The sequence below is a fragment of the Kiritimatiellales bacterium genome (genome assembly GCA_041656295.1).
Classification (GTDB): domain Bacteria; phylum Verrucomicrobiota; class Kiritimatiellia; order Kiritimatiellales; family Tichowtungiaceae; genus Tichowtungia.
The window spans coordinates 1-25,680 of sequence record JBBADV010000007.1; the positions used below are offsets into that span (position 1 = coordinate 1).

At 51.7% G+C, this 25,680-nt stretch carries 24 protein-coding genes; 13 read left to right on the top strand and 11 right to left on the bottom strand.

Features of this window, described 5'->3' with window-relative positions:
- From WC959_05990 to WC959_06050, 13 genes are all read left to right on the top strand, one after another.
- Positions 1-365: integrase core domain-containing protein (locus tag WC959_05990; GenBank protein MFA5688679.1), on the top strand; the 365-nt coding region annotated here is incomplete at its 5' end.
- 281 nt (positions 366-646) lie between these two features.
- Positions 647-1,048 carry an Asp23/Gls24 family envelope stress response protein gene (locus WC959_05995; protein MFA5688680.1) on the top strand — a complete coding sequence of 134 codons (402 nt, stop codon included), beginning with the start codon at positions 647-649 and terminating at the stop codon, positions 1,046-1,048.
- A gap of 4 nt (positions 1,049-1,052) precedes the next feature.
- Positions 1,053-1,592, top strand: a complete 540-nt coding sequence (gene amaP, locus WC959_06000) for an alkaline shock response membrane anchor protein AmaP (GenBank protein ID MFA5688681.1) — start codon at positions 1,053-1,055, stop codon at positions 1,590-1,592.
- Between the two features lie 3 nt (positions 1,593-1,595).
- Complete coding sequence (locus tag WC959_06005; protein MFA5688682.1) at positions 1,596-2,510, top strand: PfkB family carbohydrate kinase; 915 nt, start codon at positions 1,596-1,598, stop codon at positions 2,508-2,510.
- Between the two features lie 76 nt (positions 2,511-2,586).
- Positions 2,587-3,276 carry a 2-C-methyl-D-erythritol 4-phosphate cytidylyltransferase gene (locus WC959_06010; GenBank protein ID MFA5688683.1) on the top strand — a complete coding sequence of 230 codons (690 nt, stop codon included), beginning with the start codon at positions 2,587-2,589 and terminating at the stop codon, positions 3,274-3,276.
- Between the two features lie 152 nt (positions 3,277-3,428).
- A complete protein-coding gene (ilvC, locus tag WC959_06015; GenBank protein MFA5688684.1) occupies positions 3,429-4,907 on the top strand; it encodes a ketol-acid reductoisomerase in 1,479 nt (492 codons plus the stop codon).
- 156 nt (positions 4,908-5,063) lie between these two features.
- A complete protein-coding gene (gene acnA / locus WC959_06020) occupies positions 5,064-7,715 on the top strand; it encodes an aconitate hydratase AcnA (protein MFA5688685.1) in 2,652 nt (883 codons plus the stop codon).
- 98 nt (positions 7,716-7,813) lie between these two features.
- Positions 7,814-8,185: a four helix bundle protein gene (locus WC959_06025; GenBank protein MFA5688686.1), complete on the top strand. Its 372-nt coding sequence runs from the start codon at positions 7,814-7,816 to the stop codon at positions 8,183-8,185.
- Positions 8,186-8,209: 24 nt separating this feature from the next.
- On the top strand, positions 8,210-8,683 hold the full coding sequence (locus WC959_06030) for an NYN domain-containing protein (protein MFA5688687.1): 474 nt from the start codon (positions 8,210-8,212) through the stop codon (positions 8,681-8,683).
- Between the two features lie 84 nt (positions 8,684-8,767).
- Entirely contained in the window at positions 8,768-10,114 is a 1,347-nt protein-coding gene (trkA, locus tag WC959_06035; GenBank protein MFA5688688.1) for a Trk system potassium transporter TrkA, read from the top strand.
- Positions 10,115-10,168: 54 nt separating this feature from the next.
- Positions 10,169-11,641 (top strand): TrkH family potassium uptake protein, encoded by a 1,473-nt coding sequence (locus WC959_06040; protein MFA5688689.1) that lies wholly within the window; start codon positions 10,169-10,171, stop codon positions 11,639-11,641.
- A 177-nt stretch (positions 11,642-11,818) separates the two neighbouring features.
- Positions 11,819-13,180 carry a 30S ribosomal protein S12 methylthiotransferase RimO gene (gene rimO / locus WC959_06045; GenBank protein MFA5688690.1) on the top strand — a complete coding sequence of 454 codons (1,362 nt, stop codon included), beginning with the start codon at positions 11,819-11,821 and terminating at the stop codon, positions 13,178-13,180.
- A 40-nt stretch (positions 13,181-13,220) separates the two neighbouring features.
- Complete coding sequence (locus WC959_06050; GenBank protein MFA5688691.1) at positions 13,221-14,714, top strand: NAD(P)H-hydrate dehydratase; 1,494 nt, start codon at positions 13,221-13,223, stop codon at positions 14,712-14,714.
- A gap of 320 nt (positions 14,715-15,034) precedes the next feature.
- On the opposite strand, the gene WC959_06055 is transcribed toward WC959_06050, so the two are convergent.
- From WC959_06055 to WC959_06105, 11 genes are all read right to left on the bottom strand, one after another.
- Positions 15,035-16,336 carry an ATP-dependent 6-phosphofructokinase gene (locus tag WC959_06055; GenBank protein MFA5688692.1) on the bottom strand — a complete coding sequence of 434 codons (1,302 nt, stop codon included), beginning with the start codon at positions 16,334-16,336 and terminating at the stop codon, positions 15,035-15,037.
- A 9-nt stretch (positions 16,337-16,345) separates the two neighbouring features.
- Positions 16,346-17,332 carry a phenylalanine--tRNA ligase subunit alpha gene (pheS, locus tag WC959_06060; GenBank protein MFA5688693.1) on the bottom strand — a complete coding sequence of 329 codons (987 nt, stop codon included), beginning with the start codon at positions 17,330-17,332 and terminating at the stop codon, positions 16,346-16,348.
- Positions 17,333-17,493: 161 nt separating this feature from the next.
- Complete coding sequence (locus tag WC959_06065) at positions 17,494-17,946, bottom strand: hypothetical protein (GenBank protein MFA5688694.1); 453 nt, start codon at positions 17,944-17,946, stop codon at positions 17,494-17,496.
- A gap of 20 nt (positions 17,947-17,966) precedes the next feature.
- Entirely contained in the window at positions 17,967-19,727 is a 1,761-nt protein-coding gene (locus WC959_06070; protein MFA5688695.1) for a hypothetical protein, read from the bottom strand.
- Between the two features lie 46 nt (positions 19,728-19,773).
- Entirely contained in the window at positions 19,774-20,160 is a 387-nt protein-coding gene (locus tag WC959_06075; protein ID MFA5688696.1) for a GxxExxY protein, read from the bottom strand.
- A 21-nt stretch (positions 20,161-20,181) separates the two neighbouring features.
- On the bottom strand, positions 20,182-20,787 hold the full coding sequence (locus WC959_06080; protein MFA5688697.1) for a V-type ATP synthase subunit D: 606 nt from the start codon (positions 20,785-20,787) through the stop codon (positions 20,182-20,184).
- Positions 20,788-20,839: 52 nt separating this feature from the next.
- The gene (locus tag WC959_06085; GenBank protein ID MFA5688698.1) at positions 20,840-22,165 is read right to left on the bottom strand and encodes a V-type ATP synthase subunit B; all 1,326 of its coding nucleotides are present in this window, start codon (positions 22,163-22,165) and stop codon (positions 20,840-20,842) included.
- A complete protein-coding gene (locus tag WC959_06090) occupies positions 22,158-23,885 on the bottom strand; it encodes a V-type ATP synthase subunit A (GenBank protein MFA5688699.1) in 1,728 nt (575 codons plus the stop codon). Before WC959_06090 ends, WC959_06085 begins: the two co-directional genes overlap by 8 nt.
- Positions 23,886-23,937: 52 nt before the next feature.
- The gene (locus WC959_06095) at positions 23,938-24,315 is read right to left on the bottom strand and encodes a GxxExxY protein (GenBank protein ID MFA5688700.1); all 378 of its coding nucleotides are present in this window, start codon (positions 24,313-24,315) and stop codon (positions 23,938-23,940) included.
- Positions 24,308-24,865 (bottom strand): DUF2764 family protein, encoded by a 558-nt coding sequence (locus WC959_06100; GenBank protein ID MFA5688701.1) that lies wholly within the window; start codon positions 24,863-24,865, stop codon positions 24,308-24,310. Before WC959_06100 ends, WC959_06095 begins: the two co-directional genes overlap by 8 nt.
- A gap of 4 nt (positions 24,866-24,869) precedes the next feature.
- Positions 24,870-25,478: a hypothetical protein gene (locus WC959_06105; protein ID MFA5688702.1), complete on the bottom strand. Its 609-nt coding sequence runs from the start codon at positions 25,476-25,478 to the stop codon at positions 24,870-24,872.
- Positions 25,479-25,680: the final 202 nt, after the last annotated feature.

Genomic DNA, 25,680 nt, shown 5'->3' on the forward strand with positions numbered 1-25,680 from the left:
GTCTTTTTCGCGCACATGCCTTTGAACCGGCTTGCGCCCGAAACAATGTAGATCACCGACTGACCCAACCCAACCATCCCTGGACCAACGGACAGGTTGAGCGGATGAACCGAACATTGAAAGAGGCCACGGTGAAGCGTTATCACTATGGAACCCATGATCAGCTGAAAGAACACATACAGACCTTTTTGATGGCCTGTCACTTTGCCAAACGGCTCAAAGCATTACGCGGTCTTACGCCATACGAATATCTCTGCAAACTCTGGACTTCTGATCCAGATCGCTTTAAATTTGATCCGTTCCAGCACACTGGTGGGACTAAACATCTAGACAGGATGTCCAGATTCTTTTTAATTCTTCCATGAGAAGGCAAGTCTAAAGCCGTTTGACCTCAATGAGCGAATCGAAACGCAATTGTGCCACATTGAAGAACTCAAAAAACAGACCGGGGAACCAGCCGCTTGACAACCTGCACCCAAAGAACTGCCTCATAACCATCAACGATCAAAACCCCTCACCCCATCGGTGTCTTTTTGATATGAGGCAATACGCCTGTCAATTTTTTTCCTTCTCTTTATTGCCTCTTTGCGAAAAATCCGTTTTCATCCATTTAAATCCGCGATGATAGATAATATAAGGAGGCAAAATGAGTAACGAAAGCGCAATTAATTATCCGATCCCTGAAGAGAAGGGCGAAAACGGACTTGGTTCCGTGCGGATTCATAATAATGTAATCTCTGTTATTGCTGCCGAAGCGGCGGCGCGAGTGCCCGGTGTGGTTGAACTTTCCGGTACGCTGGTGGATGAGCTCGCCGATATGATTGGCAAGAAAAGCCGTGATCGCGGAATCCGCGTTGCCGTTGAATCCGAAAACAGCATTGTAATTGAGCTGACGGTCGTACTTGAATTCGGCATCAATATCCCGGATACCTGTGCAAAACTGCAGACCGAGGTGAAAGATGCGGTGGAAAATATGACCGGCAAAAATGTTCAGTCTGTAAATATTTCTGTGCAGAGTATCCGCCGTTCCGGCAAAACAGAGGCGTAATAGTATGAAAAAACTTTTGCATGGATTAAGTATTATTCTGCTGGTGCTGCTGCCGCTGATGTTCGGCGGTGTAATTGTGTACGGCAGCCTGTTCCAAAGAATTGACGAAATTCTCTCGCCGGTTCGCGATTCAAAACTGACCGGCATCATGACGGGGCTGATTCTGATTCTGATTGCACTGCTTTATCTGTTCACGCTCGGCAAGCGCCGTCCGAAAGTAAAATCCATTTCGTTTGAATCGGACGCCGGTGCTGTTTCTATCAGCGTGAACGCGGTGCGCGATTTTATTCGCAAAACCGGCGAAGAATTCAGCGCCGTGGAGCATATCGATCCAAAACTACGGGCCGACAAAGAAAACATCGGCATCGACCTGGACGTGAAGATAAAAGCCGGTTCGCGAATTCCCGAACTGTCGCAGGTGCTTCAAACCCGTGTACGCGAGAGTCTGCGCGACGGACTTGGCATCACAGATGTCAGTGATATCAAGGTACGCGTTCAGGAGATTGTCGGTGATATCCCTGTACCGCACGGAGAAGAAAATTAATCCGTGAGAAGCAAATCGCCGCAACTCGTTATCGTTGGTTCAATCGGCATCGACACCATTGAAACTCCGCACGCAAGACGTGAGGAGATTCTCGGCGGCTCTGTCAGTTATGCCTGTATGGCCGCCTCCTTTTTTACGCGCCCCGGTATGGTCGGCGTGGTCGGTACTGATTTTCCAGCAGAGTATCGCACCGCATGGAAAAAAGCGGGTATTGATCTCGCCGGACTGCAAACTGAGCAAGGCCGCACATTCCGGTGGAGCGGTGTGTATGAACAGAATATGGACAGTCGCAGCACACTGTCCACCGAGTTGAATGTATTTGAAAATTTTTCGCCGGAAATTCCGGATTCATACCGCGCGGCGCCCTATCTTCTTCTTGCCAATATTGCGCCGGAATTACAGTTGCACGTCCTTGATCAGATGACTGCACCGGAATTCATCCTGCTCGATACGATGGACTTATGGATCAATAGTGCGCGCCCGAAATTGCTCGAAGTCATTGCGCGCTGCACCATGCTCACCGTCAATGAATCCGAAGCACGTCTGCTTGCGGATACAAATTCACTGCTCACTGCCGCGCAGCGGCTGCTCAAGCTCGGTCCGCATTATGTGTTGATTAAAAAAGGCTCCGCCGGCAGTATGCTTGTGTCTGATAACGGAATTTTTCTACTGCATGCGTTTCCTCCTGAAATGGTGAAAGATCCCACCGGCGCCGGTGATACGTTTGCCGGCGGATTGATGGGTGCACTTGCTGAAGCCGGTAAAATTGATGAAAAATCCATTCGCCAGGCGATGGCATACGGTAGCGTTATCGCAGCGTTCGGCGTCGAGGAATTCAGTCAGCAGCGTCTTGAGGAGATTAACCGCCGGCAAATTGACCAGCGCATGGATTTGTTCAAATCAATGGTAGCGCTTTAAAAAAGAATATTATAGAGTCCACTGAAGCCAGAGATTTTTGGCAGGCAGGATGCCGCTGGATTGAAAGGAGAAAATTATGGCAACGTGGGCAATCGTTCTGGCATGTGGTAAAGAGCAGGAAATCAGTCCGGGCACGGACGTTGCATTCCTTGCCCTCGGTTCACGTCCCATCCTCTCCCGGTCACTGCAGATTCTTGAGCAAAATTCAGAGATTGCCGGCATTGTTGTCGTTGTCAAAAAAGACCGCATTGATACCACCCTCCACTTAATACGCTCTTTTGGCTGCCGTAAAATTTCTGCTATTGTCGCCGGCGGGTCGGTGCGTTTAACGAATCTGAAAAACGCTTACGCTCAGGTGCCGGATAGTGCCACCCTTGTTGTCGTACACGATGCATCGCGCCCGTTTGTCACCGATCAAATCGTTACGGATAGCGTCAAGGCCGCCAAACGGTACGGCGCTGCCGTCACTGCTGCGCGCAGCGTTGACGCTGTAAAATTTGCTGCTAGAGGACAGAAAGCCGAAAAAGACATTGATCGTAACTCTATCTGGCTCGTCCAGACGCCGCAGGCATTCAAGCGTCCGGTTTTTGAAAAAATATTGAAAAGTAAAGAGAGGCTCAAAGACGATGAATCTGCGCTGCTCGGAAAAACAAAGCAGCCAATTCATCTCGTTGCCGCCACTGCCGGTAACATGAAAATCCGCTCAGCTGAAGACCTTACCGTCGCTTCCGCCATTCTCAGTGCTTCCCGCAAAGATCTTCTCTAGAAAAAGAAATCACGAATATTGAATGAGAGCTTCAACGATCGTGAGGATCTGTGACGCGGGGTGCGGTATAATATTCAGAATAATTCAATTTACGCGCTGTTGAAGTGCCGGTAGAGTGTGTGCCGGTTTTTTATCAGAGAAGGAGAGTTGTCATGGGTCAAAACTATTTTAATTCACTGCCGTTTCGGCGTCAGCTGCAGGAGCTTGGAACCTGCCGGTTTATGGACGCATCCGAATTTTCTAAGGGCTGCGAATATGCTAAAGGCAGGAAGATCGTAATTATCGGCGCCGGCGCGCAGGGGCTGAATCAGGGACTGAATATGCGCGACAGCGGCCTGGATGTTTCCTATACACTGCGTGATTCTGCCATTCATGAAAAACGGCAGTCCTGGAAAAATGTGACAGAAAACGGGTTCAAGGTCGGAACCTATCAGGAAATGCTGCCGGCTGCTGACATCATCATGAACCTCACGCCGGACAAACAGCATACGGCGGTGGTTGAAGCAGTGATGCCGCTGATGAAAAAAGGTGCCACGTTTTGTTATGCACACGGTTTTAATATTGTTGAAGAAGGGACGGATTTCCGTCCGGATCTCACAGTGATTATGGTCGCACCGAAATCTCCGGGCTCCGAAGTTCGTGAAGAATACAAACGCGGTTTCGGTGTTCCGACGCTGATCGCGGTACATAAAGAAAACGATCCAAACGGCGACGGCCTTGAAATCGCTAAAGCGCTCGCATCGGCACAGGGCGGCGATCGCGCCGGCGTGCTGGAATCGTCTTTCGTTGCCGAAGTGAAGTCCGACCTGATGGGTGAGCAGACCATTCTTTGCGGTATGCTGCAGGCCGGTTCATTACTGTGTTTTGATAAAATGATCGAGCAGAAAATCGACGCCGGTTACGCCGCAAAACTGATTCAATACGGCTGGGAAACGGTAACGGAAGCACTGAAACAGGGCGGCATTACCAATATGATGGACCGCCTCAGCAATCCGGCAAAAATCAAAGCATTCGATCTTTCAGAAGAGCTGAAAGATATAATGCGTCCGCTGTTTGAAAAGCATATGGATGATATTCTCACCGGCGAGTTTTCGCGCATAATGATGGAAGACTGGGCGAATGGTGATAAAAATCTGCTCACCTGGCGTGAAGAAACCGCAAAAACCGCATTCGAAAAAACTGCTGCCGGAGATATGGCCATCAGCGAACAGGAATATTTTGATCATGGAATTCTGATGATCGCCATGGTTAAAGCGGGCGTTGAACTGGCATTCGAAACAATGGTTGAAGCCGGAATTGAGCCGGAATCCGCCTATTACGAATCGCTGCACGAAACACCGCTGATTGCCAATACGATCGCACGCAAAAAATTGTACGAAATGAACCGTATCATTTCCGACACCGCCGAATACGGCTGTTATTTGTTTGCACATGCCTGTGTGCCGCTGCTCAGGGATTTCATGCAAGACATCGACACAACGGTAATCGGTAAAGGTCTGAACGCTAAAGATAACAGTGCCGACAACCGCCTGCTCGTTCGGGTTAACGCCGCGATTCGCGAGCACTTTATTGAAGAAGTCGGCGCTGAACTGCGCGCTTCAATGACAGCAATGAAATCGCTGGGACGATAATCAGCGCCGGTACATGAGACGGGAGGCGTTTCGGCTGGTTTTCCGGCTGCCGGCTGTATTTCTAGAATAAGAAAATCTGTGCACGATCACAGTATTGCGTATTTTTGCCCGGGTTCTGATATTGAAGCTTCTGGCATTCCACGAGATGGAGGAATTGTGAATAAAGAGTTTTTTTTGAAAGAGCTGAGCTCCGGTGTTTTTTATTACAGCCTGCCGGAACTGGAGAAGCAGGGCGGCTACGATTTTTCGCGGCTGCCGTTCGTCATTAAGATCCTGCTGGAATCACTGCTGCGGATGCAGGGTCATCCGGCGTACACGCCGCAGCACATTGATTCGCTGGCGAAGTGGAGCCCGGGTGCCGTTCAGGAAGAACTGCCGTTTATGCCGGCGCGTGTGCTGCTGCAGGATTTTACCGGCGTACCGTGTGTGGTGGATTTAGCGGCACTGCGGTCGGCCATGCAGCGCGCCGGCAAAAATCCGGCGCAAATTGAACCGCAGGTGCCGGTGGATCTGGTAGTCGACCATTCGGTGCAATTGGATGCGGCGGGTTGTGCGGCGGCGCTGGAAATCAATGAAAAACGTGAATTTGAACGTAACGTGGAGCGCTACCGGTTTTTAAAGTGGGGGCAGAACGCGTTTCATACACTCCGCGTGCTGCCGCCCGGATTGGGAATTTGTCATCAGATTAATATGGAATACTTGGCAACATGTGTTGCCAAGGAAGGCACTGAAACACTAAGCACAAAGGCACAAAGAGACAAATCGGCAATTGTGTTCCCTGATTCGCTGGTGGGAACGGACAGCCATACGACGACGATTAATTGTATGGGCGTGCTGGGCTGGGGTGTCGGCGGGATCGAAGCGGAAGCGGCGATGCTGGGGCAGCCGATTCCGATTCTGACACCGGAGGTCGTCGGTTTTAAATTTACCGGCGCACTGCGCGCCGGCGTAACGGCAACGGACCTGGCGTTAACCGTAACGAAGATGCTGCGCGACAAAGGTGTGGTTGGGAAACTGGTTGAATTTTACGGCGCCGGTGCCGCGAATTTGAGTCTGGCGGATCGCTGTCCGGTGGCGAATATGGCGCCGGAATACGGTGCGACAACCGGATTTTTTGCGATCGACGAAAAGACAATCGAGTATCTGCGCGAGACAGGCCGCAGCGAAGAGCAGTGCGCGCTGATTGAAGCCTATTGCAAAGTGCAGGGCATTTGGGGGTACGAAACGGAAGCGGATTATAATGATACGCTCGAGTTGGATCTTTCGCTCGTTGCTCCGGCGCTGGCCGGGCCGAGTCGCCCGCATCAGCTTTTGCATCTTTCAGATGTGAAAAACGCCGGAAGTCGAAAGCCTGAAAGTCAAACGTCGGAGACTTGCGGCCTTAAGACCTGCGACCTTCGACAAAATTCCGTTGTTATTGCCTCCATCACAAGCTGCACGAATACGGCGCACCCGGGTCTGTTGATGGGTGCGGCGCTGGTGGCAAAAAAGGCGGTGGAAAAAGGCTTAACAGTGCCGGCGTTTGTAAAGACGTCGTTCGCACCGGGCTCGCGCGCAGCGGCGGCGTATTTAGAGAAAGCCAATCTGATGCAGCCGCTGAATGAACTCGGTTTTCAGATTGCAGCATACGGCTGTGCGACGTGTATCGGCAACAGCGGTCCGCTCGCACCGGAAATTGAAGAGGAAATCCGTGCGAAAAATTTGACAGTAGCGGCGGTGCTTTCAGGCAACCGTAATTTTGAAGGCCGTGTGCATCCGCTGACAAAAGCGAATTTCCTGGCGTCGCCGCCGCTGGTGGTGGCGTATGCGCTCGCCGGTACGGTGGATATTGATTTGTCGCAAGATCCTATCGGCACCGCAAAAGATGGTTGTGCAGTTTATCTGAAAGATATCTGGCCGACGACAGATGAACTGAATACAGCGGTGGCACAGGCGGCGGATCCCGAATTTTACACCGGCGTTTATAAGGATACAGCGGCAATCAGTCCGGAGTGGGCGGCACTCGAAACGGCGACCGGTCAGGTATTCGTGTGGGATGAACATTCAACCTATGTGCGCGAGCCGGCATTTTTTGCAGGCTGCGAAAAGCCGCCGGTGCCGCCGGCGGATATTTCCGGCACGCGCGTGCTTGCTCTGTTCGGTGACTTTATTACAACGGATCATATTTCTCCGGCGGGTAACATTGCAAACAATTCACCGGCGGCGGAATATCTGCGTGCACACGGTGTGGCGGAGCGCGACTTTAACTCCTACGGTTCGCGTCGCGGGAATCATGAAGTGATGATGCGCGGCACATTTGCGAATATTCGCATTAAAAACCGGATGATCGACGGCGAGGGCGGTCGTACCGTTTGTTACGCCGGGGATGATGCCGGTGAGGAGATGACGATTTATGATGCGGCGGTGAGGTATACTGATGCCGGCATTCCGCTGGTGGTGATTGCCGGCAAGATGTACGGCGCCGGTTCATCACGCGACTGGGCGGCAAAAGGGCCGAAACTGCTCGGTGTAAAAGCGGTACTTGCTGAAAGTTTTGAGCGGATTCACCGCTCGAATCTCGTTGGCATGGGTATTCTGCCTTGTGAATTCATAAATGGTGAAACGGCAGAAAGCCTTGGATTGACCGGAAAAGAGACAATTTCAATCTCCGGCATTGCTGGAGGTTTTGCGCCGGGCAAAATTCTTACTGTAACGGCTGATGATAAAATATTTCAGGTGAAAGCGCGCGTTGATACGCCGCTGGAAATTGACTATCTGAAAAACGGCGGAGTGCTGAATTACGTCCTGCGCAATTTTATTGTGCAGTGAGTTCGGCGTTCAGCGTTTAGAGTTCAGGGTTGATTATTGTAGAAGTTACCGTTGATTTTACCCTCATTTCTTTTAAAGTTTTGCGTCGGGAGAAATGGATGAAGATCGAACGGTTTGAAGATATCGAAGATTGGAAACTGGGCAGGCAACTGGCAAATTTAATTTACGGGTTTACGGCGAATAAACCATTCGCAATGGATTATGGATTGCGGGATCAGATTCAACGGGCATCCGGTTCTGTGATGCATAATATTGCCGAAGGATTTGATTCCGGTTTGAATCCTGAATTTGTAAGATTCTTAAGTTATGCCAAACGATCCTGCACTGAAGTGCAAAGTGGGCTTTATCTCGCGGTGGACCGGAATTATATTGCACAGAACCAATTTAACTCAGCATATCAATTGGCAGAAAAAGCGAAGGCCACAATTGGCGGTTTTATCCGGTATTTAAAAACTCATCCAAAACCCTGAACCCTGAACCCTGAACCCTGAATCATGAACTATGAACATATTATCATCGATGGCTACAACCTGATGTATCAGGATCAGGATGCGCGTCACCGGCGGGACAATCTGATGACAGCGCGCCAGTTCATTGTGCGGAAAATTGAAAAACTTACCGGCGGGATGGCGGGGAAAATTACGGTGGTATTTGACGGACGCGAAAGCGGAGTGGATGCCTCGCTAACGTCGGCACAAATAGAAGTGCTCTTCTCGCCGGCGAACCGCACCGCCGACGGTGTGATCGAACAGATGGTACACGATGCTGAAATGCCGGAAAATATCCTGGTGGTGACGTCGGACTGGGTCGAACAGCGGCTGGTGTCGGTTTTCGGTGCCACGGTAATTTCGTGCCGGGAATTTCTGTTGAGATACGAAACGGCGGAGCCGTTGAAAAAAAGTTTCGGCGCGAAAAGTCGAAACGGGCAGCATGGACAAAGCCTGGGAGACTTCTTTCCGGAAAGCTGAACATGTCGAAAGTGAAGGGCAGTCGAATGATTTTTGACTTTAAGACCTTTGACTTTCGATCCTTAAATACGAGATTATTCATCCATGCGCGTTTTAATCATAGGTGCGGGTAATGCGGGGCAGCAGCTGGCGGAACGGCTGGTTGCTGAGAAACATGACGTCGTGATGATCGACCCGGATCCCAAGGTGCTGGCGCTGGTGGAAGCGCGGCTGGATGTACTGACCGTGGCAGGATCAGGTTCCAGTCCGCGCATACTGTCGGAAGCGCAGCTTGAAAAATCGGATTTGATTATTTCGGTGACCGACAGCGATGAGGTGAATATTCTGACCTGCCTCTGCGCACATGCCGCCGGTGTTCCGCGCAAAGTTGCGCGCGTATCAAGTCCGGAATATATTTATGCAAACGGAACCTATGATTTACGTGCGATGGGCATTGATCTGATAATTAACCAGAAACAGGAATGCGCACTGGAAATTTTTAATATGCTGCAAATGCCGGGCGCACAGGAGGCGTTCCGGCTGTTTGACGGCAAGGTGATGGTCGCCGGTTTTCCGGTCAGTGTAATCAGTCCGCTGTACGGTCGTACACCGGCAGAGTGCGAGCGGCTTGATTTGATTCAAAGCATTCGCATGATCGCAATCCGGCGCGGCGATAAGCTCGTTGTGCCGCACGGTGACACAGTGTTTCAGAAAAACGACCGGCTCTATCTCGTTGGGAAACCGGCGGACGTCGCCGCATTTTTTGAGTGGGTTTCTGCGGATTTAAAACCGTTTGAAAAAGTTGTTATCGCCGGCGGCGGCGATATTGGACTGATGCTGGCTGAACTGCTTGAAACGAAAACCGATTGCGTGGTGATCGAGAAGAATGAAGAGCGTGCAAAATACTGTTCCTCTGTATTAAAAAAAGCGCTGGTGCTGCGCGGTGATGCGCTGACGGACAGTACGATGGAAGAGGCGGGACTGACGGAACATACCGCGTTTGTGGCGCTGACCGGCGATGATGAAGATAATATTATGGGCTGCCTGGTGATGCAAAAGCGCGGTGCGGCATTCACCGTAACGCAGATTACACGTACCGATTATGTGCCGGTGATTGAACAGCTTTATCTCGTAAACCGCGTAGTCAGCCCGTACATTTCCATGACGAATGCAATTCTGCATTATCTGCGTTCTCATAAGGTCCGGGCGGCATCGCTGCTGCACAACCTGCCGGGTGAGCTGCTGGATGCAACGCTGAATGAAAAAAGCAGACTGGCCGGGAAAAAAATTAAAGAGGTAAAATTTCCGCGCGAATCTATTATTGCCACCGTGATGCGCGCCGGCGAAGTGCTGACGGCGACCGGCGATCTGGAGTTAGCCGCCGGCGATCGCGTGCTGATTTTTTCGCATCCGGACGCTGTGAAGAAAATTGAGGCGATATTTTTGAAGTAGCGATCAAAGATCAGGCACGGAAAACTGTGAACTCCGAACTCTGAACTGTTAACAATGAATAAGCGCGCAGTATCTCATATTACAGCCGTGGTAACGCTGGTGATCGGACTGGCGATGGGCGTGTGCGGCGGACTGTCACTTTACTGGAATGACCCGGCAAACATTCCCGCCGGTTTTTTCATCTCTGCCGGAATCACTGTGTGCATTGCGCTGCTGCTGTCCTTTTTAACGCGCGGCGATTTTAATCTGACGCGCCGCGACGGGTTTGGGATTGTCACGTTCGGCTGGATTTTTGCGGCGCTGTTCGGCGCGCTGCCGTACATTGTTTCCGGTATTATTCCGGAAATAAACGAAGCCGTTTTCGAAACGATGTCCGGCTTCACCACGACCGGTGCGTCCGTCCTGCCGTCCGCTGCGCCCGGTTATGACACACTCGAAAGTCTGCCGCGCGGAATTCTGTTCTGGCGCTCACTGACGCAATGGTTCGGCGGCATGGGTGTGCTCGTGCTGTGTGTTGCAATTCTGCCGTTTCTCGGCGTCGGCGGCATGCAGATTTACCGTGCCGAAATGCCGGGTCCGGCGAAAGACCGCTTAACACCGCGCATCACCACCACCGCCAAACTGCTGTGGGGTGTCTATTTTTTTATTACTGTGATGCAGGCGCTGTTGCTGCATTTTATCGCCGGACTGACGTGGTTCGACGCAGTCTGCCATTCATTCACCACTATCGCCACCGGCGGATTTTCAACGCGTACGGACAGCATCGGCGCCTATGCCAGCCCGTCCGTCGACTGGATTGTAACGGCATTTACTTTTATCGCCGGAATTAATTTTGCATTGCACTACCGTGCACTTTCCGGACGTCCACTGAGTTATTTCCGTGATCCGGAATGCCGGTTTTATTTTGTATTTCTGTTCATTTCCGGAATCTTTTTTGCATTCAATACACTGCCGCTGTATGCGGGAAATTTTGCAGAATCGCTGCGCGCCGGTTTTTTCCAGGGTACCACCATTATCACCACCACCGGTTATTCCACGGCGAATTATGATTTATGGCCCTCTTCTTCGCGCATGCTGCTCGGCATCATGATGTTTACCGGCGCGTGCGCCGGTTCAACATCCGGCGGCGTAAAACTGGTGCGCGTGTTTGTCATTCTTAAGAAAATGCTCAAAGAAATCAGACAGTTTATGCGCCCGCAGGCCGTATTGCAGATCAAACTCGGCGGACGTCCGGTGGGCGATGAAGTCGAAGCCAATATCGCGGCATTTTTCGGAATTTATATCGGTATTTTTATCGTCACCTCATTTCTGATGACATTTTTTCTGCCTGATCTCAGCAGCGCAATAACGGCAGTGCTGACAACACTCAGCAACGTCGGTCCCGGATTCGGCGCGGTTGGACCGGTGCATGACTACGCCGGCATTTCGCTCTTCGGGCAAATCATCCTCACCGGCTGCATGCTGCTCGGCCGGCTCGAACTTTATACCGTGCTCGTTCTGTTTCTGCCGGGATTCTGGAAAAAGTAAGAGAATGGAGTGTTGGAATACTGGAACGAAGGAATAATGGCTGAATTAAAGAAGAAAAAAGTAAAGCGGGCAGCGTCACTACCTGGATGAAATTGAAAAGTTCTGATATTGAAGGCCGGAAAGTCATTTCCGGTTTTCGACTTGCGACGTTCAGACCTTAGACTTGAGACTGAAAATATGCCGAAAAACAAAAATCTATCACTCCATCATTCCAATATTCTAACCGTGTCTCTCATCAGTCTCGGCTGTGCAAAAAACACAGTGGATTCTGAGCTGATTCTCGGCCGTTTTGTTGAAAGCGGCTGGCTGATTGCTGAAGAGCCTGCGGATGCCGACATTTGTCTCGTAAACACCTGCGGATTTATACAGGACGCGCGCGCTGAAGCCGCCGGCGTTTTAAATGAAATGCGTGCCCTGAAAAATACAGGAAAACTGCGTGCGGTCGTCGCGCTCGGGTGTTTAGTCAAGCGCGCTGCTGATGCACCGGAGCTCGCCGGATTTCTCGCCGGAGCCGATGCGCAGGTTCCATTTTCCGGCTACAGCCGTCTGCCTGAATTCTGTGCCGAACTGCTTGGAAATGCCGGCGCCGGAATCCCGGCGGAAAGTTACAGCGAATTTCTTTTGCAGCCGCGTTTGCGAATCGGATCACCGCACACTGCGTATTTAAAAATTTCCGAAGGCTGTTCCAATCCGTGCCGGTTTTGCTCCATTCCGAAAATTCGCGGCCGGCAAATCAGCCGGCCGATGGACGACATTATGAACGAAGCACGGGCATTGATCGATGCCGGTGCAGTAGAGCTGAACTTCATTGCACAGGATACTACCGCATACGGCAAAGAGTTTTCCGGCGAACCGCAACTGCACAATTTATTGCGCCGGTTGCGTGATGGAATTAACGACGATGTATGGTTCCGTCTGCTGTACGCCTGTCCGCAGCATTTAACACGCCAGGTGCTCGACATCATGGCATCCGACGAACGCTTCTGCCGGTACATCGACCTGCCGCTGCAGCATATTTCCGATCCGATGCTCGCTGTGATGGGACGTGTACTCAACAAAAAAGAAACCATTGAAATACTCGATTTAATCACCACCGCATTGCCGGGTACTGCAATCCGCACCGCCTTCATCACTGGACATCCCGGTGAGACCGATGCCATGTTTGAAGAGCTGCTGGATTTTATCAATGAAGGGCGTTTTACACATGCCGGCGTTTTCACCTATTCGCCGGAACCCGGCACGCTGTCAGCCCAAATGCATGATGCCGTTTCGCCGGAAATCAAAGCCGAACGCCGGAACCGCTTAATGGAAGCGCAGCAGAAAATATCAGCAGCGCGCTGCGCCGCACGCGTCGGAACCACGGTGGAAGTCATGATCGACGGAGCAGGGGAGGAATGCAATATTGCCCGCTCACAGTTCGAAGCGCCGGAGGTTGACGGTGTCATTTTCCTGCCGCAATTCGAAGCGGTTCCGGGCGATCGCTATGATGCGGTTATCACTGCCGCCTCGGACTACGATCTCGCTGCTGACCCTGTCTAGAATGTATTGATTTGCCATTATAATATTTTATGCTGAACCCATGAAAACGGTGTCTGCGGCAGAAATGAGAGAACTGGATCGCCGGACGATTGAAGAATCCGGAATTCCCGGCGAAGAGTTGATGCGTCGCGCCGGCAGAGGCGTCGCCGCTATCGCGATGGAAATGCTCATGGCGCGCGGTGGGAAATCCATTCTGATGCTCGCCGGCACCGGCAATAACGGCGGTGATGTGTTTGCGGCGGCAGCGGAACTGGCAGAATCGGATATCCATATCGAAGTCTGGATTTGCGGAGCGCAGAGTAAAATTTCCGGCGACGCACAAACACATTTAGGAAAAATGATTCGCGCCGGAATTCTGCCGAAAGAAATCTCGACCGCGTCTGATTTAATTCCAGTTGCGGCGCCGGATTTAATGATCGACGGACTGCTCGGTACCGGCGCCACCGGTGCGCCGCGCGGCTTTATGGCGTCGCTCATTGAATGGATAAATGCCGCGGCACAGTTTGCGGCCGTGCTTTCCATCGATCTTCCATCCGGCGTCGATTCCGATTCCGGTGACGTTTCCGGCGCGGCGGTAAAAGCGGATTTAACGGCAACGCTGGCACTGCCGAAAACCGGATTCATTCAACCATCTGCCGCACCGTATGCCGGTCATATTAAAGTGATCGACATCGGAATTCCGGCGGCACTGGTTGATCAAATCGAGGGCAATCAAGAAGCTGAACTGATTGACCGCACCGATCTTTTTATTCCGCGCCGCGAACGCGACAGTTATAAAAATCAGTACGGACACGTTTTATTATTCGGGGGTGAAAACGGCGCCGCCGGCGCCATTGCCATGTCGGCGCGCGCGGCGCTGCGTTCCGGCGCCGGTCTGGTCACGGTGATCACAGCGCCGGAAATTGCGCCGCTGGTTTCCATCCTCGCCGGCGCGGAAATCATGGTGCATGGATTTTCCCGCCGCCGGAAAATTGATTTTTCAGATTTTGATGCAGTTTTAGCCGGTCCCGGAATGGCGCCGGAAAAATCGACAAAACAGTTTGTTGAAAGCCTGCTGAATACACTGCACGTGCCGTTAATTCTTGATGCCGGTGCGTTGTGCGTTGCACCGGAAAAAATCTTCGGCGCAATATGTCCGGTAATTTTAACCCCGCATCCCGGCGAATTCCGGCGGATGTTCGGTGCACCGGACACCGGCCGTTTAAAGCAGGCGCGCACCGCCGCTGAAAAAACCGGCGCGGTCGTTGTGCTGAAAGGTGCCGGAACCGTTGTCGCCGCACCGGGCAAAATTTCCGGCGTAAATATGACCGGCAATCCCGGTATGGCGACCGCCGGCGCCGGTGATGTACTGGCCGGAATGATCACTGCGCTCGCCGGCAAAGGAATGGATCCGTTTGATGCCGCCAAGACTGCTGTATTTCTTCACGGAACCGCCGGCGAGTTCGCCGCGCTGGATTACGGACAGGAGTCGATGACTGCTGAAAATATCATCGACGCACTGCCGGATGCATTCCGCTCGTTACAAATTCGTTAATGTAGAAATGAATGTGGCGCAGACTTTCCTGTCTGCGCACGGAACGCGACGAGGGCGTCGCGTCTACTTTCCAAAACGCCGGGAATGAAAATGAAATAGATCCGCAGATAACAAAAACAGACGGACGCAGATTTTCAGCGCATCTGCGTCCATCTGCGGAAAATTTTTTAGCAAAGCAGAGAAGTAGACGCGGCGCCCTCGCCGCGTTCTCTGCGCACGGAACGCGACGGGGGCGTCGCGTCTACTTTTGGCGGGACGGCGGCTTGCCGTCCGCGGTCGCCGAGGCCGGCGACCCTCCAGCTCGCAAAAAAGAATCTCGCTTATTCCTCATTGGTCATACAAGCCGGCTGGCGCGTTGTTTGCAAAACGCCCTGCCACACCCATCCGTGCGGATCGACGAGTTTGCGCGCAGAGATCATGTCGATCGGCAGATGCACGAGCCGGTGATTATGCAATCCAACGACCATGCCGATTTTGCCGGCCATTGCCGCGTGCATGGCATTATATCCGAGGAATAAACAGTATTCAGAATCGGCGGCATTCGCCGGCGTACTGCGAATGGTGTAACTGGGATCGATGTATTTTACATTGATTTCACACTTCTGTTTCGCAAACCAGCGCCTCATTTCGTCGCGCAGAAATACACCGATGTCGGCCAGTTTTTTATTACCGGATTTATCAACGCCGGCGACGTGATCGGGCACCAGATCCTGCCCGGCGCCTTCAGCGACAACCACCACGGCATGATCTTTCTTCTCAAGCCGCCGGCGGAGGTGTTCAAAAAATCCGTTCGGCCCGTCCAGATCAAAAGGCACCTCGGGAATCAGACAAAAATTTACGTTGCTGTTGGCTGCCGCGGCGGACGTTGCAATCCAGCCGGATTCGCGCCCCATCAGTTTAACGAGTCCAACACCATGCCGGTTGGCTTTTGCTTCGGCATGCGCACAGTTGATAATGCCCCAGGCAACCTGAACGGCTGTTTGAAATCCAAATGAGCGCTCAATAACGCCAATGTCATTATCAATTGTCTTCGGCACGCCGATCACAGCAATATCCAGCCCTTGCACACGAATTTCATCCTGAATATCGCGTGCACCGCGCAGCGTGCCGTCGCCGCCGATGGCGATGAGAATGTTAACTTTATAGTGGCGCAAGGTATGTACAATCTCTTTGGTGTCCTGCGGACCGCGCGACGATTTTAGAATCGTGCCGCCTTTTTCATGGATTTCGTCGGTATTATCCGGCGTCAGATCAATGGGCGGATGGAAATATTTGGCGACGAGTCCCTCGAAGCCGTACTGGAAACCGAGTACTTTTTTTACGCCGTAGCCCTCTTTAGCACAGAATGTCACCGCGCGGATCACATCGTTCAGGCCGGGACAAAGTCCGCCGCATGTGACCACGCCGACGATGACTTCTGCCGGATTGAAATGAATTTTTTCGCGCGCACCGGCGCGTTCAAAATATTCAATTCCGTCGACACTGCTCCCTTCCGGATAGTCAAACGCGTGAACTTTACGGATGATTCCGTTGTCATCATAAAAAAACTTCTGACACTTTGCCTTAAAGGGAGAATCAAATGTGCATTCACCCAGCGTGTCGATTTTTATCAGTTTAGCCATAACAATTCCTTAAAACTGCGAAAGAAAACGGACATCGTTTTCGTAGAGCATACGAATGTCTTTGATGCCATACATAATCATGGCCAGGCGTTCGATGCCCATGCCGAATGCGAAGCCGGTGACTTTTTCCGGATCGTACCCGACGTTGCGGAATACATTCGGATCAACCATGCCGGCGCCGAGAATTTCAATCCACCGGCTTTTGCCGCCGACCTCAAAAAAGAAGTCGACTTCAAAACTCGGTTCGGTGAATGGAAAGAAATGCGGGCGGAAACGGATTTTAACGTTTTCGCCGAGAAACTGTTTCGCGAAATAAGCGAGCGTTCCTTTCAGATCCGCCATCGAAACATTTTCGGCAACGTACAGCCCTTCGACCTGATGAAAGTTCGCGCTGTGTGTTGCATCCGGCGTGTCGCGCCGGTAACAGCGTCCCGGTGCGATGATGCGGACCGGCGGCTGATGACTTTCCATATAGCGTACCTGCACCGGCGATGTATGACAGCGCAGCAGATCGCCGCTATTCAGATAAAAGGTGTCCTGCTCGTCGCGCGATGGATGATCCGGTGGCGTGTTCAGCGCGTCAAAGTTGTTCCAGACAGTTTCAATATCCGGCCCGTCGGCTACCGTGAATCCGATGGTTTGAAAAATTTCAATGATGCGTGCCGTAACTTTGCTGATCGGATGTTCGGAGCCGAGTGCCGGCCAAAGTCCCGGCCTGGTCGGATCAAACGATCCGCTTTTTTTCACACCGGCAGTCAGCGTTTCCTGCCGTTCTCTGATCAAATCTGTCAGTTCGTTTTTCAGTGCATTCGCCGATTTTCCAAATACCGGCTTCTCTGCCGGCGGCACGGATTTCAACTGCGCCATCACCTCCGGCAGCAATCCGTTACGTCCCAGATATTTAATACGTACTGCTTCCAGGGCTGCCGCATCTGCCGCGCCGTGTGCTTCTGCCCGCGCAGTTTCCCTGATTTGATTAAGTTCCTGTAAATTCATAATTTTTCCAAAATTTGAACGAAGGTACTGATAAATACCTGCAATGTCTGGGAAAAACTGACTCCAATTTTAAAAAAATCACTGCCCGCCGGAACTCCGGCGGGCGGCGGTGCCGGCACAAATTGTGAGTCCTGATCTATACGTGCTCAATATAAACGGTTTTAAAATGCCAGCAGCATAAAGATCATGACAAACAATGCGATGGTTTCTACGGTGCCGACGGCAATGATGTAGTTGACAAAACCTTTTCCGGTCTCGGCATACGCGTCGCAGCCGGCAGCACAGACTCTGCCCTGAAGCCATGCCGATGCGCCCAGGGCAATTCCGGACATCAGTCCGCCGATTAAGAAGACCAGCCAGAGTTCCGGATTTTCAATTGCACGCGCTTTAAACAGCAGCATAACGATTAATCCGTAAATTGTCTGCGACAGCGGCGCGCCGATAAATGAAAGCAGAAGAAACGGCGCCGGACGGTTTTGTGCGTAGCATTTCTTCCACGCTCCGATTCCCGCCGAGCCGGCGATTGAAATTCCGATGGCCGATCCGAGCGCGCTGAATCCCAGCGCAAGCGGCCCGCCGATTTTTGCCAATGCAAGCATTCCTGTTACATCCATACTGATTCCTCCATTCTCCGTTAATCTTTCCGAAAAGGTTGATAAGCAACGCCGCCCCACTGTACGCCGACATGATTGGAAAACTCCAATGTGTTCAGGCGAATACCGTGAACCAGCACGCTGAGTGCCGCCAGCGTAATATTGAGCGCGTGCCCGATGAAAATGACAAACGCGCCGCACAACTGCCCGACCACAACCGGCAGTGCGCCGTTCACATCTGCGCCCATGTTATTAAATGCCTGCGCGATAGCCAGCGACGCCGCACCGACGGCGTACAAGCGCACATACGAAATAATGTCGGTGAAATTTCCGACAATATCCAGCGCCAGCGTGATGAGCCCTGTATAATTTTTGATCAGGATCGTGCCTAGCGTAATCAGTCCGGCGCCGATTCCCAGTGCGGTCCAGAGGACAATATTCAGCTCACCAATTCCAATAACAAGATTCAGCGCGAGAAAATAAAACGCCCAGGTGGTAAAGAGCCAGCCGAGATCACATACCGCTGTCGGAGAGTTAAGCTTCCGGATCAGGTTCCAGCCGTGCGCAATCGACAAATGAATGGCACCGATCGTAAAACAGACCAGCATCACACGCGTCCGCACAAGATCAGCATCGCCGCCACCCAGAAGCCACGGCAGTGTGATATGCTGCAGCGGTTTGGGCAGAAACTGTAAGTCGATGCCGAACCATGATCCGTTCATCACGCCCCAGATCACAGTACAGCTGCTCATCAGAATCAGCAGATTCACCGTCATCTGTGCAATCCGGCTTTTTTTGAATTTAAACTTTGCCCACAGGCTGGCGGTGATAAAGAGAAGCCCGTATCCGGCGTCGCCGACAATAAACGCGTAGAAAATACTCAAAAAAACAAGGAACAGGCCGCTGATATCTACTTCGTCATATCCGGGCAGCACATCAATCAGGCGATATACGGGCTTAATCAGGCTCATCCATTTCGGATCGGTCAGCAGTGTCGGAACCGGATCATCTGCCGCCGGTTCTTCAACCAGAACCGCCCAGCCGTTTTTGCCAGCTGCCGCACTAATTTCTTCTTCCTGCCGCACCGGGAAAAATCCGTATAAATAAAGAATATCTTTTTCATCACCCATGCCGGCGCGCGCTTCCAGATAACGGATGCGGCTTTCTTCCGCCGCCGCAAACTCAGCAACCGCCGCACGATCAGCAGCCAAAATTTCTAATTCGAGGCGAATGTTCTCCTGCCGGCTTTTATACTGTTCAAGCTGAACTTTCATGTCATCCAGCGACTCTTCCGGCAGCAGAACAACGGTGATATCCAAATCAATTTTTTCACGCGAAATCAACGCGGCATAGACCGTTCCTTTTGTGCGCGACAATTCGACCAGCCGGATGTCATCGGGAATGTGATTGATATCCTTCGTCGATAAAGCCGCCAGTGTCACATAAACCCCGGATGCTTCCAGCGACCGGATCGTTTCCGGAGAAAAACTGCCGAACGGCTGATAACGCTGAACCCGCTGTTGTTGCGCGTCAATTTGTTCTGTGAGTACTTCACGCTGTGATATCAACTCATGCACCGCATCGATAATTTTTTGCACCGGCATTCCTGTTGAATGTGCAGCAGACTGCCCGGACAGCGCAGTTAATACGCGCTTGAGTGAAGCGAGCGTTTCACGGGCCTTATCCAGTTCGTTCCCCGCCGGCGGCTGTACCGGCGTTAAATGCACCACGCCAAGATCACGCAGTGCATCCAGCGTTGTTTCGCGGGAGGCGCGCGTGCACAGCAGCGTCAGTTTTTTCATTTTAACAATCATTTTACTTCCCACGAATTACACGAATAAACAGGAATTAAAGAACGATTCTTTCATATTCAAGATTCGGGTAATGTCCAAAATTCACAATGATTCCTAATTTAAATCCGGTCGCACTCAAATAATTCAAAACCTGCGCGCGATGCGCATCCGTAATTTTGTCCACCGCTTTCAATTCTAAAATAATGTTATCAAAACAAATAAAGTCCGGTTCATAAGAATGATTGAGTTTTTGTCCGCGATAAAACAAATCCAGTTTCTTTTGTGCCTCAAATGGAATTTTTTGAAATGCCAGTTCAATTCCCATACACTCCTGATAAACCGGCTCAAGAAATCCGAAACCTTTCTCATTATACACGTTGAAGCACGCCCCAATGATCGCGAAGCTTTCTTTTTTATATAAAATGTCTTTATTCGTGTTCATTCGTGTTATTCGTGGGCAAATCTAAATGGCACCGGCCTTTTCAGCGCTTTTGTTTTTCGCGAGTTTTGACCGCGCTACAGCGGACGTCTGCTGATCGCCGATAAAGATGCGGATCATGCGGATATTTTCTTTACACTCCGGAATTTTTACTTTTTCAAAAAGATTCACACGCTGTGCTGTGGTTTCAAGCTCACACGCCAGCAGCCGGTGCTGCTCTTCAATGATTCCGCGTTCAACGCGCAGGCGAATCAGATGCTGCAGCATTTTAATTCCGTGATCCACCCACGGCGGCGTTTCAAACAGATCAGGAGTTTTTTCGGCAAATTCAATTTTTTCAAACAGCGGAATGACAACGCCGGCAATATTTCCGTATGCACGGTGAATTGCTTTAACCTCGATGTACGGCAGAAAATCAAACGGTTCGGAAAAAAGTTTTACCCACGAGGCCAAACCGGTACGCGCTGTCTTCTCTTCGTCATGTTTCGCGGCAATCTGCGTTTCAAGCTGACGCAATTCAACCTGTAGCTGCTGCTTTTTTAACTGCAGCGTCGGCAGATACCGCGTAAAGCGCGTCAGTGCGTCGCGCTGCGCTTTCAACTCATTCTTTGTGTACTTTATTTTAGCCATCTATTTTTCCAACACTCGCTTCGCTCAAGTTCGCCAAGTCCGCAAAAATTTCTTAGCGCTCTTCGCGAACTTCTGTTTGTTTTTCCTTTCGAGGCCAGAATTGTTCAATGAGTTTGGTTGAAATTCCGGTTTCCTGCGGCTCAAAGCAATCGGCGAGCATCTGCCAGCCGAGATCGAGCGCGGCCTCGAGCGGAATGTTTACCGCGAGCGACATCATTTCGTTTTCAAAGCGTTCGCCGTATTTCAGCAGCTTGTCGTCCCATGTGCTCATGCGGAACCCCATCGACTGTTTTTCAAGCGTTTCTTTATAGGATGCGTACAGCTGGATCATTGTATCCATGATGGTGCGGTGATCAGCGCGCGTTTTTCCGTTCACCTGCTGTTTTAAACGGCTGAGTGAGCCGAACGGCTCGATCCGGCCGTTTTTCAGATAGAACTGTCCCTCGGTGATGTAGCCGGTGTTATCCGGCACCGGATGTGTGACATCGTCGCCCGGCATCGTGGTTACAGCAAGAATGGTGATTGAGCCGGCGCCCTCAAAGTCCACGGCTTTTTCGTAGCGCGCGGCCAGCTGACTGTAGAGGTCGCCGGGATAACCGCGGTTCGACGGAATCTGCTCCATCGTGATTGCAACTTCTTTACGTGCGTCGGCATAGTTCGTCATGTCCGTTAACAGCACGAGCACGCGTTTATTGTCGAGGGCAAATTTTTCAGCAACAGCAAGTGCGATGTCCGGCACGAGCAGGCATTCCACCGTCGGATCAGCGGCCGTATGAACATACAACACGGAGCGCGACAGCGCGCCGTTTTCTTCGAGGTAGTCGCGAAAATAGAGATAGTCGTCATGCTTCAATCCCATGCCGCCGAGGATAATCACATCCACTTCTGCCTGCAGTGCGATGCGCGCGAGCAGTTCGTTATACGGTTCGCCGGCAACGGAAAAAACCGGCAGCTTCTGCGATTCAACCAGTGTGTTAAACACATCGATCATTGGAATTCCGGTGCGCACCATGTTGCGCGGAATGATGCGCTTCGCCGGATTCACCGATGGCCCGCCGATGGGGATTTCATTCTCTGTAATTGCCGGCCCTTTATCGCGCGGAGTGCCGCTGCCGGTGAAGACGCGCCCGAGTAGATTTTCAGAAAACGGTGTTCCCATGGCATGACCGAGAAACCGGACTTTGGCATCGGTGGCAATGCCGCGCCCGCCGGCGAATACCTGCAGGAATACGCGACCGTTTTCCAGACGGATCACCTGCGCCAGTGATGTGCCGAAACCGGATGTTACTTCCGCCAGTTCGTTGTATGTCACATCGCCGGCGCTGACAACAATCACGTTGCCGGTAATCTGTTCAATGCGGTGATAAATTTTATTCATGGGTTGCGACCTCCGCGATCTGCTGATTCAACTGATCTTCCTGTTTTTTAAATTCGGCGGACTCAAACGCCAGCTGGTTCCAGTCGCGCGTTGCCTGCGTAAGCGTATGAAAAAATGCGCGCGCAGTGTCTTTTGTTTCAAACATCAGTTTTGTGTTCAGGAATTTTACAATGAATCTGAACACATATTTCTGACGATCTGCCGGCGTGGCCGAATCCACCTCGTTATAAGCGTTCTGCTGAAGATAGACCGCATCGAGATATTCGGATTTCAGATAAAGGACGAAGTCGTCCATCGACGTGCCCTCTTCTCCAACCACCTTCATCATCTGATCGACTTCGTTGCCTTCGCGCAAAAACCGGCGCGCGGTGCTCAGCTCAACATCGTCAACGATACTGCTATATTTACTCCAGCTTTCGAGCGGGTCAATTGCCGGATACCGGCGCGCATCAGAGCGTGCACGCGACAGCCCGTGAAATGCGCCGACCACTTTCAGCGTGCCCTGCGTCACCGGTTCTTCAAAGTTACCGCCCGCCGGCGACACTGTTCCGCCGATCGTCACCGAGCCCGTTTCGCCGTTGTTGAGACGAACCACGCCGCCGCGTTCATAGAACGCCGCAATCACGGATTCAAGATATGCCGGAAATGCCTCCTCGCCCGGAATCTCCTCAAGACGACCGGACATTTCGCGCAGCGCCTGCGCCCAGCGTGACGTTGAGTCGGCGAGCAGCAGAACATTCAAACCCATCTGCCGGTAATATTCCGCAATTGTCACGGCGGTGTAAACCGATGCCTCGCGCGCTGCCACCGGCATTGAACTCGTGTTACAAATAATCAGTGTGCGCTCCATTAGACTTTTGCCGGTGCGCGGGTCGGTCAGCTCCGGAAATTCGCGCAGTGTTTCAACCACTTCGCCGGCGCGCTCGCCGCATGCCGCAAAAATTACAATATCGACGTCCGCGTGGCGGCTCGTTACCTGTTGCAGCACTGTTTTGCCGGCACCAAACGGACCGGGAATACAATAGGTGCCGCCGCGCGCCACCGGAAAAAATGTATCGATTACGCGCTGCGACGTTGCCAGCGGTTCCGTCGGGCGCAACCGTTCGGCGTAACAGCGAATCGGCACTTTTACCGGCCAGACCTGCATCATGCTGACGTCGTGCTCTTTGCCTGTTTCATCCGTCACCACCGCAATTTTTTCAGTGACGGTATAGTCGCCGGCTTCGGAAATTGATTTCACGGTCAGCTTTCCGGCGAGACGGAACGGCACCATAATTTTGTGTTTAAAAATCCCCTCCGGCACTTCGCCCAGCGCATCGCCGGCAACCACAACATCGCCGGTTTTCACCAGCGGTGTGAACGCCCATGGTTTATCGCGCGGCAGCGGATCGAGATAAACGCCGCGCTGCAAAAAAAAGCCCTCCTTTTCGGCGAGCGCCGGCAGCGGATTCTGTAAACCGTCGAACACCTGCGTTAACAGTCCCGGACCGAGCTCCGCTGAAAGCAGTTCGCTGGTAAACTCAACCAGATCGCCGATTTTCAGACCGCCGGTATCTTCGAACACCTGCATATCCGCATGCTGATCCCGGATGCGGATCACTTCCGCTTTCAGCCGGATATCACCGAGCTTTGCATAGCCCACCTCATTCTGAATCACCGGCGTATCAAATTCCACCGTCAACAGGTTTCCGTTCACTCCAACAATTTTTCCAACGTTCATATTCCGTTCCTTACCTGTTTTCAAACAGAAGGTCGCGAAGTCCGCAAAGAACTCAGACCTGATCTGCTCCTTTCAAAATCAACCGGTAAATTCCATTTTTTAAAACCGGCTCATAAAAATTTATAATCAACCCGACCGGCGCATTAAGCAGTTTCATATAACTCAGCAGTTGAGCCTTATGTTCGGGAAGCACTTCTCTTACCACTTTCAATTCGAGAATCAGACAACGGTCGACAAACACATCCAGACGCAATGGTTCATCAAAAACAAACCCTTTATATTCCACCGGAACAACAACCTGATTCTCTGCTGGAATTTTTTGGAGCTCCAGTTCACGTATCAGGCATTTTTCATAAATTGATTCAACCAGTCCCGGACCTTTTTCACGGTGAACTTCAAATGCATCGGCTCGCCGGAAATCCTTATGCATCTTCGCCTCCTTTGTGTCCGTCGCGATCTTCTGTTAGAGATTTTGCAATAAATTTTTCAACGGCAACGATGCCTTTTTCATCGTTCATCTGCATCCAGCGCGTGGCAAGCCGCAGTTTCGCAGCATAAGCGACGACCGCCGGAAACCCGAACGGATCAGTCGCCGCCAGTTCATCGGCAAGATTCCAGCGAACACGGTCGAGTTCCATTTCCATCTCTGCCGGATTACTTCTGGCGAATGCGTCCTGCACCGATTTTTCGAGTGCGACGCTGAATCCGCTGAACGGATGAGACTGCATAAGATTTTCGCCGGTATGATGTTTTGCGCGCAACCGGATAAGCGCATCACGCAACTGAACTTCAGCATTCCATAAAATTCCGGCGGCACCCGCCGGCGGTTCACGGTTTCCAAGCACGGCATCCACGGTGTCCAGATCTGTCGATGACAGCTCTGTCATGCATGCCGCACGAAACCCGTCCGCATCCAGCACCGGTTTTTCCCCCAGACGCAGATACGGCAGCGACGCAACCAGATACCAATATTTTTTCATTCCATTATTTCACAGCATGCTGTGCGGCCGCGCCGACAATTCCGGCGAGATTCGGCCGCAGCAACGCCATCAGTGCCGCAGCAATCGCATCCTGGGTAAAATCCATATACGCGTGGTCGTCTTTGAAGCTGACTTTAAATCCCTGCAGCACGTCGTTATCTGTTTTCAATTCAACGCCCCGCCTGGCTGCAGCAAGGAATTTGCCGGCGACGAATTCCGCCAGCCGTTTTTTATCCTCTGCGTTCACCAAAAATTCAGTACCGGAATCGGCCGATTCCGCCAGCTTCAGCATCATCTCCTTCATCACATCACCGGAAAGCTCTTCGGCCGCCGCCTGCGCTACAATTCCAGCAATCATATTTCCAACGCCTTCACCGGCGGTAATAATCACGTCGCGTGCGGCCTGTTGCAGCGAAGCAGTACTGCGCTGTGTAAACAGCGTTGACTCCGCTTCCGCTTTTTCAATCATCGCTTTCGCTTTGGCTTCGGCATGACTCACAATTTTTGCGGCGTCCTCTTTGGCTTTGGCAAGAATTGCGGAGGCTTCCCGTTCCGCTTTTTCAATGCCTTCTTTTTGAATCTGATTCAGCAGGGGTTGCAGTTCTTCAGCCATTCGATTGCTCCGGTTAACGGTTGATAAAAAATATGCGCACAGTTTAAATGACTCGTTCGCCGGTGCAACGAAAAACATCAATAAAACCATCAATTTCAAATACATTTCATGAATTTAAACCGGCAGCACCGGTCGCCTCAAAATTAAAAACCGCACACTGCCGCCGTATGCCTGCGTATACATTCCGGCCGATCATGAAATT